We start from the raw sequence: 12,537 nt of genomic DNA on the forward strand, positions 1-12,537 counted from the left end.
GGTCGCGGAAGGGGTCAGCTGGGGTCGGGAAGCAGCGCGGCAAGCCGGTCGAGTCCGGCGGTCAGCTCATCGGCGGCGCCGCCGAAGCCGAGCCGGATGTGCCGCGGGGTGCCGAAGCAGACGCCCGGCACGACCAGCACGCCGTGCTCGCGGTCGAGCCGGTCGGCGAACGCGGTCACGTCCGCCACCGTGGTCAGCTCGGGGAAGGCGGTGACCCCGCCGGCGGGCAGGTCGGCCGAGACCCGGTCGCCGTGTGCGGCCAGCCAGTCGGCCAGTACGGCGCGGTTGGCGGTGGCCTGGGCGAGCCGGGGGCGCAGCAGTGCGTCGGCGTGCCGGACGGCGTGCGTGGCCACCGCTTCGACGAGCGGGGAGAGGGCCAGGCTGGTGTAGTCGCGGCGGCGCACGCAGCCGGCCAGGACCTCGGGCGCAGCGAGCGCCCAGCCGACCCGCAGCCCCGGCAGCCCGTACGCCTTCGACAGGGTGCCGAAGGAGATCGCCCGGGGGTAGCGGGCCGTCGGGTCGGGCAGCGGCGTGCGGTCGTACACCAGGTGCTGGAAGGCGTTGTCCCAGGCGAGCCAGGTGCCGTACCGGGCGCAGGTGTCGACGATCGCGGTCTGCTGGTCCTCGGTCACCGTGGCGCCGGTCGGGTTGTGCGGGAAGTTGACCACCACCATGGCGGTGTCCTGGCCGATCAGCTCCAGCAGTTCGTCCTCGTTGGTGACCACGCCGTGCTCGGTGCGCATCGCCCAGGGCACGATCCGGCAGCCCAGCGAGACGGCGACCTCGACCAGCGCGTGGTAGGCGGGCGCCTGCACCACGACCTCGTCGCCGGGCTTCAGCAGGGCGTGCATGACCAGGTAGATCGCCTCGCTTGAGCCCTGGGTGGCAATCACCGAACCGGGGTCGGTGTTGTACCGCTCGGCGAGCGCGGCGCGCAGCGGCTCGCCGCCCAGCGAGTGGCTGTCGCGGAACATGACGTCGCCGAGCGAGGCCGCGCTGGTGCCGGCCAGGGCGAGGACCTGGTCGACGGTGTAGTTCTCGACGCCGCTGCTGCTGATGTCGTACGTGGTGGTGAAGTACCGCTCGCGGAGCCAGTCCTCCAGCAGGGCCGGGGCGATGGTCATGGGGTTCCTCCAGTGGCCGGGGGGCCGGGGTTCGGGGTTCGGGGTGGGCGAGGGGACGGCACGGGCGGGTGGGGCGGGCCCGGCCGGGTCGGGGGCCGGGCCCGGGTTCGGGCCGCTTCGGGCTCAGGTGGGGCGGGTGAAACAGGCCTGTGGGGCGGGCCGGTCGGGGTTCAAGCCGCGCCGGTCTCCGGCCGACCGGACTCCGGCCGACCGGGCTCAGACGCACCGGGCTCAGACGCACCGGGCCCCGGCCGACCGGGCTCAGGTCGTGACGGGGCCTTCCTCCGCCTCCAGTTCGGCGAGCAGTTGCAGCAGCTCGTCCTGGTCGGTCGCCTCGGCCTGGAGCTGCACCACCCGCAGGGCCAGTTCGGCCACGGTGGGCGCCTCGTAGAACACCCGCAGGGGGACGTCGACCTGGCAGCTCTCGCGCACCCTGGCGGCGAACCGGGCGGCCAGCAGCGAGTGCAGGCCCAGGTCGAAGAGGTTGTCGTGGACACCGACGGACGGCAGGCCGAGCAACTCCCCCGCCAGTTGCGCGATTTCTGCTTCTGCCGGGGTACGGGGCGCCACCGCCGCGCCACCGGTCAGCTCGGCCCGGCCCGGCCGGGGCAGGGCGCCGCGGTCGAGCTTGCCGTTGCCGTTCAGCGGCAGCGCGGGCAGCAGCACGATCGAGGAAGGCACCAGGTAGGCGGGCAGCCGCTCGCGCAGCGCGGCGCGCAGCTCGAAGACGTCGGGCTCGGTGCCGGGGGCGGCCACCGCGTATCCGACCAGCCGCTTCTCCCCCGGCTCGTCCTCGCGGACGATCACCGCGGCGGCGCCGACCCCGGGCAGTGCGGCGAGCTGCGCCTCCACCTCGCCCGGCTCGATCCGGTGACCGCGGATCTTCACCTGCTGGTCCGCGCGGCCGATGAACTCCACGGCCCCGTCGGCCCGGTGGCGCGCCAGGTCGCCGGTGCGGTAGAGCCGGGCGCCCGGCTCGCCGAACGGGTCGGGGACGAAGCGTTCGGCGGTCAGTCCCGGGCGGCCCAGATAGCCGCGGGCCAGACCGGCACCGCCCAGGTGGAGTTCGCCCGGGGAACCGATCGGTACGGGTGCTCCGGCCGCGTCCAGCAGGTAGACGGTGGTGTTGGCCAGCGGGTGGCCGATCGGCAGGCCGTCGCCGGTCACCGGTTCGGTTTCGACCCGCAGGGTGGTCGAGGTGCAGGTCACCTCGGTCAGCCCGTACACGTGGACCAGCGGGACCCCGAGCCGCTGCCAGGCGGCCAGCCGGTCGCGGCGCACCCGTTCGCCGCCCATCGCGACGAACCGGAGGTCCGCGGGGAGCGCGGCGCCGGTGCGCTCCAGTTCGGCGGCCCAGTCGTGCCAGTAGGCCGTGGTCAGCTCCAGGCCTGTGATCCGGTGCTCGGCCAGGTAGCCGGTCAGGTCGATGCCTTCGGCCAGCAGCCGGGCGCCGGGCAGCACCACGGTGGCGCCTGCGGCCAGGGCCGGGAACAGCTCTTCCAGCAGTACGTCGAAGCCGGTGGAGGCCAGTTGCAGGAAGCGGTCGCCGGGGGCCAGGCGGAATTCCCCGGCCATCGCGAGGGTGAAGTTGACCAGACCCTGGTGGGTGAACATCGAGCCCTTGGGGGCACCGGTGGTGCCGGAGGTGAAGAAGACGCACGCCAGCGCAGACGGTGCGGTCGGGGCCGTCCTCCCTGCGGGCGCTACCGCGGCGTCGGCCGAATCCTCGATCGGGGCCACCGGGACCGCGTCCAGGAGTCCGCCGGACGGACTGCCGTCGGTGAGCACCAGCTGTGCGCCGGAAAGTTCGAGCAGCAGGCGCAGCCGCTGCTCGGGCAGCGCCGGGTCGAGCGTGGTGAACGCCGCGCCCGCCTTCAGCACCCCGAGCAGGGCGGTGACCAGCTGGGGCGTGGGGGCCGCGTGCACTGCGACCACGCTCTGCCCGCCGACGCCGAGGGCCCGCAGGCGGGTGGCGCACCGCTCGGCGGCGGCCTCCAGTTCGGCGTAGCTCGTCGTACGGCCCTCGTGCTCCAGCGCCGGGGCGCCGGGGGTACGGGCGGCGGCCGCCGCCACCAGGTCGTGCAGGCCGCCGGCCGGGAGGGGGCTGGCGGTGGCGTTCCAGTCGGTGAGTACCGTACGGCGCTCCGCGGCGTCCAGCAGCGGGAGCCGGGACAGCGCGGTGCGCGGTGCGTCGGCGGCGGCCTCCAGCAGCACGCCGAAGCGGTGTGCCAGGCGGCCGACGCTCTCCGCGTCGAAGAGGTCCGTCGCGTACTCGACCGTGAAGGCCAGCCGGCCGTCCCGCTCGGTGGCGGTGAACATCAGGTCCATCAGGCAGGAGCCGGTCTGCGCGTCCACAGGATCGACGTCGAGACCCTCGAATCCGGCCCGGGGCGGGCGGGCGTTCTGCAGGGTCAGCATGGTCTGGAACACCGGGTGCCGGGCGGGGTCGCGCTCGGCTCCGACGGCGTCCAGCACCTGCTCGAAGGGCACGTCCTGGCATTCGAAGTCGGTGAGCGCGCGGTCCCGGGTGCGCTCAAGCAGCTCGGCGAAGGCGGGGTCGCCCGAGAGGTCGCCGCGCAGTGCGAGGCTGTTGACGAAGCAGCCGACCAGGCCGTCCAGTTCGGGCCGTCCGCGGCCCGCGACGGGGGTGCCGACGATGACCTCCTGGGCGCCGGAGAGCCGTCCCAGCAGTGTCTGGTAACCGGCGAGCAGCACCATGAACAGGGTGGCGCCGTGCTGGGCGCCGAGGGCGCGCAGCCGCTGCGTCAGCTCCTCGGACAGGGTGAACTCGTGGACCGCCCCGGCCAGGCTCGGGGTGGCGGGGCGGGGCCGGTCGGTGGGCAGTTCGAGTACCGGCAGCGGTCCGGCCAGCCGCCCGCGCCAGTGCTCCAGCTGCTCGGTCCAACGGCCCTCGGCGGCCCGGTCGGCCTGCCACACGGCGTAGTCGGCGTACTGCACGGGCAGCGGGGGCAGGTCGTGGCCGTCGTAGAGCGCGGCGAGGTCCTCGACCAGGACACCCATCGACCAGCCGTCGAGCGCGATGTGGTGGATCACCAGGACCAGCAGGTGCTCGGCGGGTCCCGTGCGCAGCAGCAGGGCGCGCAGCGGCGCCTCGGCCGCCAGGTCGAACGGACGGGTGACGAACGCGTCGGCCAGGTCCTCGGCCCTTTCCCCGGTAGCGAGTTGACGGATCGTCAGCGGGGCTTCTTCGACCGGCAGGACGCGCTGCGCCGGGGCGTCATCCGTCTCGTACGCCACCGTGCGCAGCACCTCGTGCCGGGCCATCAGCGCGCGCAGGGCGGCGGCCAGCGCCACCGGGTCCAGGTCGCCGCCGATGCGTACCGCGGTGGGCACGTGGTAGGCCGGGTTGCCGGGGGCGAAGCGGTCGAAGAGCCACATCCGCTGCTGGGCGAAGGAGAGCGGCAGGGGGCGGGAGCGGTCCGCGGGGGTGACGGGCGGCAGCGGGTCGGCGGCCGCAGGGGCTTCGGCGGAGCGCAGCCGTCCGACGAGTGCGGCCTGCGCGGCCACCGTGGTCGCGGCGAACACCTCGCGCAGCCGCACCTCCACGCCGAACTCCGCGCGCACCGCGCTGACCAGCTGGTTGGCGAGCAGCGAGTGGCCGCCGACGGCGAAGAAGTCGTCGAGCACGCCGACCTCGGGCCGGTCGAGGAGACGCTGCCAGATCGCGGCGACGGCGGCCTCGTCGGGGGTACGGGGCGCGACTCGGTCGGCGGCGTCGTCCGCCGTGGCCGGCGCGGGCAGCGCGGCCCGGTCCACCTTGCCGTTGGGCGAGAGGGGCAGGGCGGCCAGCTCGGTCCACAGCGCGGGGACCAGGTGGCCGGGGAGGCGTTCGCGCAGCCAGGCGGCCAGCTCGGCACCGGAGACGGGGGCGGGGGCGCCGTCCGGGCGGGAGGCGTCCGGGCGGGAGGCAGGCACCCAGTAGGCGGCCAGACGCCGGTCCCCCGGGGTGGTCCCGCGCGTCACCACGACCGCTTCGGCCACTGCCGGGTGTCCGAGCAGGACTGCGGTCACCTCACCCGGCTCGACCCGGAAGCCGCGGATCTTGACCTGGTTGTCGGCCCGGCCGAGCAGTTCCAGTTCGCCGTCGGCGCGGCGGCGGGCCAGGTCGCCGGTGCGGTAGAGGCGCTCGCCCGGCACCCGGCCGAACGGGTGCGGTACGAAGCGCTCGGCGGTCAGTCCCGGGCGGCCCAGGTAGCCGCGGGCCAGGCCCTCGCCCGCCACGCACAGCTCGCCGGGGACCCCCGCGGGTACCGGACGCAGCAACTCGTCGAGGACCAGCAGGCGTTGGTTGAGCAGCGGGCGTCCGTACGGCACCGGGCCGTCCCCTGCGTCCTCGGGCACCAGGTGCTCGTTGTTGCAGAAGGCGGCCTCGGCCACGCCGGCCGAGTTGACCACGCGGCAGCCGGGGGCGGCGGCGCGCAGCCGCCGCGGCAGCGCGGGCGGCAGGACGTCGCCGCCGATCATGGCGGTACGGAGGCTGTCCAGGGGCAGGCCGTGCTCCTCGGCGGCGGCCAGCATCGCTTCGGTTCCGGCCGGCCCCATCGACCACACGGTCACCCGGTGGTGCGCGATCAGCTCGGCCCAGTGCCGCGGGTCGCGGACCGTGTCCTGGGCGGGGAAGACGACGGTGGCTCCGGCCACCAGCGGGGCGAGGCAGTCGTGCACGGCCGGGTCGAAGCTCGGCGAGTGCACGGCGATCATCCGGTCGCCGGGGCCGAAGCCGTGCGAACGGGCCAGTCCGGTGAAGGTGTTGACGATGGCGCGGTGGGACACGGCGACGCCCTTGGGGCGGCCGGTGGAGCCGGAGGTGTACACCAGGTAGGCCAGGTTGGCCTCGCCCGCCGTCGTCGGCCCGCCCGCGGGCGCGGCGCCTTCCCCGTCCGTACGGCCGAACTCGGGCCCGTCGTCGGGGATGTCCTCCAGCAGCAGGACCTCGGTGCCGGGCGGGAGCGCACCCGCGGTGGACCGGTGGGCCAGGACCACGGCCGGGTCCGCGTCGGCGAGCATGAAGGCCAGCCGGTCGGCCGGATAGGACGGGTCGAGGCCGAGGAAGGCGCCGCCCGCGCGCAGCGTGCCCAGCATGGCGGCGCTGAGTCCGGCCCCGCGCTCCAGGCAGAGCGCGACCGGTACGTCGGGCCCGACGCCCGCCAGGCGCAGCCGGTGGGCGATCCGGGCGGCCCAGGCGTCCAGGGTCCGGTAGTCGAGGGTCCCGGCCGCGTCGGTCACGGCGGGGGCGTCGGGGGTGCGGGCCGCCCGGCGGGCGAACAGCTGGTCCACCCGCAGTCCGGCGGGGAACTCGCCGTCGGTGTCGTTCCAGCCGTGCAGCTCCTGCTCCAGCTCGGCCGCGGTGAGCAGGGGCAGCGCGGACAGCCGGGTGCCGGGTGCGCGGACGGCCGCGCCGAGCAGGGTGGTCCAGTGGCCGAGCAGCCGGGCCACGGTCGGGGCGTCGAACAGGTCGAGGGCGAACTCCGCGAACCCGGTGAAGCAGCCGTCCTCCTCGGCCAGTTGGAGATCGAGGTCCAGGTGTGCGCTGTCCCGGGCCACGGGCACGGGCTCGACGGCCAGGCCGGTCAGCGCGGGGGTGGTGGCGGGCGCGTTCTGGAGTACGAAGCCGACCTGGGAGAGGGGGTTGCGCGACAGGTCGCGGCTGGGTGCCAGCTCCTCGACCAGCCGGTCGAAGGGCAGTTCCTGGTGGTCGAAGGCGTCCAGCGCGGTCCCCCGTACCCTCTCCACCAGCTCGGTGAAGGTGGGGTCGCCGGCCAGCGAGGTCCGCAGCAGGACCGTGTTGACCAGGGAGCCGACCAGCAGTTCGGTGCCCGGGGCCCGGGTGGCGGGCCCGGTCGCCACCACCACGTCCCCGGTGCCCGCGTGCCGTCCCAGCACCGCCTGGAAGGCGGCGAGGAGCACCATGAACGGGGTGGCCCCCGCCGCCTTGCACAGGTCGCGCACCGCCTGCGAGGCGGCCGCGTCCAGCCGCACCGGCACGCTCGCACCGCGGAAGGTGCGCACCGGCGGCCTCGGCCGGTCGCCGGGCAGCTCCAACGCCTCGGGCGCGCCGTCGAGTTGGCCGCGCCAGTAGTCGAGCAGCCGGTCGCCGAGGCCGCCGTCCAGCAGGGCCTGCCGGCCGGCCACGTGGTCGGCGTAGCGCACCGTCAGCTCGGGCAGCCGTACCGGCCGCTGTGCCACGAGGGCGGCGTAGCACTCGGAGAGTTCGGACATCATCAGGCCGAAGGACCAGCGGTCCACCACGATGTGGTGCAGGACCACGACGAGCAGGTGCTCCTGCGGGCCGAGCGCGATCAGTTCGGCCCGCATCAGCGGGCCCTTGGTCAGGTCGAACGGCTGCTCGGCGAGTTCTCCGGCCAGGGCGCGGATCTCGTCCTCGCCCGCGTCGGGGGCCTCGGTAAGGCCGAGGTCGAAGACGCGGCGCGGCAGCACCAGTTGGACCGGGGCGCCGTCGCGGGCCGGGAAGACGGTGCGCAGGGCCTCGTGCCGGTCGACGAGGAGCTGGAACGCCCGGTGCAGGTGCTCGGTGGCCAGCGGTCCGCGCAGCCGCAGCGCGGCGGCGGTGTTGTAGACGCCGCTGGGGCCCTCCAGGCGGTCGACCAGCCAGAACCGGCGCTGGGCGGCGGAGGTCGGCAGCACCTCTGCGGTACGGGGAGGGGTGGCCACGGGGTGCTCCTTCACGGGGGTGGGGGTCGGGGTGGGGACGTCGACGGGTACGGGGGCGGCGTCCGGGGTGCTCTCGGCGGTGCTCACAGGTCCCCGCCCATCAGTGCGGCCAGGTCGTCGGCCGACAGGTCGTCGAACCCGGCGTCGGCGGCCGGTACGGCCTCGCGCTCCGGTCCCGCCGCTGCGGCGGGCGCCTCGGCGGCCGGGGCGCTGCGCACCGTCTCGGCGTACTCGCCCAGGACCGGTGCCTCGAACAGCGCCCGTACCGTCAGTTCGCGGCCCAGCGCCTCGCGCACGGCGGCGGTCACCTGGACGGCGAGCAGGGAGTGGCCGCCCAGGTCGAAGAAGTCGTCGGCCAGGCCGATCCTGGCCACGCCCAGGACGGTGCTCCAGATCTCGGCGAGCGCCCGCTCGGTGTCGTCGCGCGGGGCGAGCAGTGCGGTGGAGCCCGTGGACCAGTCCGGTGCGGGCAGTGCGGCCCGGTCGAGCTTGCCGTTGGCGGTCAGCGGGAGCGCGTCCAGCGTGACGAAGGCCTCCGGGACCATGTAGTCCGGCAGCCGCTCCCGCAGGTGGGTGCGGAGCCTGGGCACCAGGCCGCGGGCGGCGCGGCCCTGGTGCGGGTCGTTGGCCCAGTGCGGCCAGGGCAGGTCCGTACTGTCCCCGGCGGGCGCCGGGGCCTGCGCCGGGTCGGTGCCCGCCGGGCGGAAGGCGGCGTCGAAGCGGCCGAGCGGGTCGCCGTCCGCCCAGCTCAGCTCGACGGTCAGGCCGAGGGATTCGGCCAGCTCGCGCAGCTTCTGCGGGTCGAGGGCGGTGAGGGCTGCGAGGTCCTCGGCGGCCCGGACGTCCTGGCCCCCGGTGGTGCCTTCGGCCGGGACCGTGCCCGGAACCGTGGCGGCGAGCCGGGCGGCGGTGCGGGCGTCGGCGTCCACCCGGGCGTTGGGGATGCCGGTGATCACGAGGGGGGAGCCGTCCAGCAGGGCCCGCGGGTCACCGCCGCTCCACGGCACGGTGCGTACCGCTGTCGTGGGGGTGGCCGGTGCCGTGTCCAGGTGCAGGACCACGTCGTAGCGGTACCGGGTCATCTCGTTGGCGTCCCGGCCCGGCTTGAGCAGCACCTCGACGCGGCCGATCCGGGGGATCTCCCGGCGCAGCGCCTGGAAGAAGCGCGGGTCGAGGAGCAGTTCGTCCTCCTGCCGTACGGCGAGGCGGACCTGGCGGGCCAGTTCGGCGTCGTCGGACCCCTCGGGCAGGCCCGGCCGGAGCACCGAGACCTGGAAGGCGTCGAGGAGGGCCAGGTGGCGTACGTCGCCGACCACGATCCGGCCGCCGGGGGCGAGCACGGCGGCGGCCTTGGTGAGCACCTCGACCAGGTAGCCGGCGCTCGGCAGGTACTGCGCCACCGAGTTGACGATCACGGTGTCGAATTCCTCGGCCGCCAGGTCGTCCACCTCGTGCCCCGCCCTGCGCAGCAGCCGTACGTGCGCCCAGTCGGCCGGGAGGTGGCTGCGTACGTGGGCGACGGCGGTCTCCGACAGGTCGAGGCCCGTGTACTGCTCGCACGCGCCGGCCAGCCGGAAGAGGAGCAGTCCCGTGCCGCTGCCGATCTCCAGGACCTTGCGCGGTCCGGTACGGCGGACCAGGGCGACGGTGTCGTCGACCCAGCGCCGCATCTCTTCGGCCGGGATCGGCTCACCGGTGTAACTGCTGGTCCAGCCGCGGATGTTGAAGGTGGGGTCGGTGCCGCCGACCTGCTCGTACTGGTCGTAGGCGGTGTCGAAGACGGTCTTCCACCGGTCGACCTGCTGGGTGTCGGCCGTGCGTCCCGCGTCCGGCGCCCGCTGTCCGGCCTCCTGGCCGGGGACCAGGTAGGCGACGAGTCCCGTGCCGCCGTCCGGGGTCTCGCGGGGCAGCACGGCCGCGTGCCGGATGCCCGGGTGCGCGCCCAGCTCCGCCTCGATCTCGCCGATCTCGACCCGGTGGCCGCGGACCTTGACCTGCTGGTCGATGCGGCCCAGGTACTCCAGCGTGCCGTCGGGCAGCCGCCTGGCCAGGTCGCCGCTGCGGTACAGCCGGGCGCCGTCGCCGAGCGGGGAGGGGACGAAGCGTTCGGCGGTCAGGCCGGGGCGGCCCAGGTAGCCGCGGGCCAGGCCGGGGCCGCCGACGCACAGTTCGCCGGGGACGCCGGGCGGCACCGGTTCGCCGCGCCGGTCCAGCAGGTGCACGGCCAGGTCGGCGAGCGGGCGGCCGATCACGCTGCCGGAGCCGGTCAGGTCGGCGGGGGCGAGGGTGTGCGCGGTGACGTGGACGGTGGTCTCGGTGATGCCGTACATGTTCACCAGCCGCGGTCCTTCGGGGTGCCGGGCGGCCCAGTCGCGCAGCGTGCCCGGCTCCAGTGCCTCGCCGCCGAACACCACGTGCCGCAGCGCGAGCGACGGGCCTCCCTGCACCTCGGCGTCGGCGTCGGCGAACTGGCGGAAGGCGGTCGGCGTCTGGCTGAGCACCGTGACGCCCTCGTCCCGTACCAGCGCGTGGCAGGCGGCCGGGGTGCGCCGGGCGTCCTGCGGCACCACGGCGATCCGGCCGCCGTGCAGCAGCGCACCCCAGATCTCCCAGACCGAGAAGTCGAAGGCGGCCGAGTGGTAGAGCGACCAGACGTCGTCCGGGCCGAAGGACACGTCCGCCGCGGCCGCGTCGAACAGCCGCAGCACGTTGGCGTGGGTGAGGAGCGCACCCTTGGGGCGGCCGGTGGTGCCGGAGGTGTAGATGACGTACGCGAGGTGGTCGGGGCCCAGGGGCGCGGGTTCCAACGGACGGTCGGACAGCGGCTGGTCGACGTCCAGGACCGCGATCCCGTCGGCGAGCACGGCGTGTTCCGGGTCGGCGACCAGCGCCACCGCGCCGGAGTCGGCGAGGGTGAAGGCCAGCCGCTCGGCCGGATGGCGCGGGTCGAGCGGAACGTACGCGCCGCCGCTCTTCAGGATGCCCAGGATCCCGGCGACCAGCCGCACCGACGGCTCGACGCAGATCGCCACCCGGCTCTCGGGGCCGACCCCCAGCTCGCGCAGCCGCCGGGCCAGCGCGTCGGAGCGGCGGTCCAGTTCGGCGTACGTGAGGCGCTGCGCACCGCAGCCGACCGCGATCGCGTCGGGCCGCAGCCGGACCTGTTCGGCGAAGGCCGCAGGGAGGCTGCGCGCGCCCGCCGCCGTGGCGGGCCGGGTTGCCGCGCCCGCCTCCTCGGTGTGCCGGGCCGCGGCGCCCGCCGCCAGTTCGGCGCTGCGCTCGGCGCCGCTCAGCAGCGGCAGCGCGTCCAGCCGGGTGTCCGGGTCGGCGGCCGCGGCGGCCAGCAGGCGCAGCCACTGGTCGATGAAGCGGCGTACGGTGCGCTCCTCGTACAGCTCGGTGCTGTAGTCGGCCAGGCCGGTCAGGCCCTGCGGTGTCTCGGTGACCTGGAGGTGCAGGTCGAACTTGGCGGTGCCGGTGTCCACGGCGGCCACGTCCATCCGCAGCCCCGGCAGCTCGATCCGCGTCTCGGGGGTGTTCTGGAGGACCAGCAGCAGGTTGGCGAAGGGGGTGCGGCCGCCCGCGTCCCGGTCCGGGCGGACCTCCTCGACGATCCGCTCGAACGGCACGTCCTGGTGGGCGTACGCGGCGAGCGCGGACTCCCGTACCCGGCCCATCAGTTCCCGGAAGGTGGGGTTGCCGGAGAGGTCGGCGCGCAGCGGCAGCATGTTGACGAAGAAGCCGATCAGGCCTTCGGTCTGCGGGTGGTTGCGGTTGGCGACCGGCGAGCCGACCACCAGGTCCTCCTGGCCGCTCCAGCGGTGCGCCACGGCCGTGAAGCCGGCCAGCAGGGCCATGTACAGGGTGGCGTCGTGCTCGCGGGCCAGCGCGGTCAGCCGGGTGGCGAGGTCGCCGTCGAGCTGCCACGGGAAGCTGGCGCCCGCGAAGCTCTGCCGGGCGGTGCGCGGCCGGTCGGTGGGCAGGTCCACGGTGCTGGGTGCGCCCGCCAGCCGCTCCCGCCAGTGCGCGAGTTGGGCGTCCAGTGCGTCGCCGGACACCCGCTCGTGCTGCCAGAGCGCGAAGTCGGCGTACTGGACGGGCAGTTCGGGCAGTGCGGCTGCGTCACTGCGGTAGTGGTGGGCCAGTTCGCGCACCAGGACGTCCAGGGACCAGCCGTCCGCCACGATGTGGTGGATGGCGAGCAGCAGCAGGTGCTCGTCGTCGGCGAGCCTGACCAGGCTGCCGCGCAGCAGGGGTCCCGCGGCGAGGTCGAAGGGGCGGCGGCTCTCCTGTTCGGTCAGTTCGGCGAGCGCGGCCCGGCGGGCGTCGTCGGCCAGGGCGGACAGGTCGGTGAGCGGCAGTACGACGGGGGCCGGGGCGTGGACGACCTGCTCGGGGCGGCCTTCCTCGACGCGGAAGGTGGTGCGCAGCGCCTCGTGCCGGGCCACCACCCGGCCCAGTGCTCCTTCGAGCGCGGCGGTGTCCAGCCGTCCGGTCAGCCGGACGGTGCAGGCGATGGTGTAGAGCGGGCTCGGACCTGCGAACTGCTCGACGAACCAGAGGCGCTGCTGGGCGAAGGACAGCGGCAGCACGGCCCCTTCGGGGCGGCGGGCGATCAGGTCGGCGGTGCCGGTGGCGAGGCCCTGCTGCTGGAGCAGCTTGGCGAGCAGGCGGCGCTTGTCGGAGGAGAGCGCGGAGCGCTGGGGTGACTGGCTCATAG

3 protein-coding genes are annotated in these 12,537 nt (G+C 75.2%); all 3 read right to left on the minus strand.

Annotated elements, in window-relative coordinates:
* Positions 1-14: 14 nt before the first annotated feature.
* A complete protein-coding gene (gene vioD / locus ACH4SP_RS34155) occupies positions 15-1,124 on the minus strand; it encodes a capreomycidine synthase (protein ID WP_398420841.1) in 1,110 nt (369 codons plus the stop codon).
* Positions 1,125-1,385: 261 nt separating this feature from the next.
* Complete coding sequence (locus ACH4SP_RS34160; RefSeq protein WP_398420843.1) at positions 1,386-7,904, minus strand: amino acid adenylation domain-containing protein; 6,519 nt, start codon at positions 7,902-7,904, stop codon at positions 1,386-1,388.
* Entirely contained in the window at positions 7,901-12,535 is a 4,635-nt protein-coding gene (locus tag ACH4SP_RS34165) for an amino acid adenylation domain-containing protein (RefSeq protein WP_398420845.1), read from the minus strand. Before ACH4SP_RS34165 ends, ACH4SP_RS34160 begins: the two co-directional genes overlap by 4 nt.
* Positions 12,536-12,537 lie beyond the last annotated feature (2 nt).

Source organism: Streptomyces sp. NPDC021093 (genome assembly GCF_044333135.1).
Lineage (GTDB): Bacteria > Actinomycetota > Actinomycetes > Streptomycetales > Streptomycetaceae > Streptomyces.

Coding starts and splice junctions, on each gene's coding strand:
- vioD (WP_398420841.1), bottom strand. CDS start 1,124: ATGACCATCGCCCCGGCCCTGCTGGAGGACTGGCTCCGCGAGCGGTAC.
- ACH4SP_RS34165 (WP_398420845.1), bottom strand. CDS start 12,535: ATGAGCCAGTCACCCCAGCGCTCCGCGCTCTCCTCCGACAAGCGCCGC.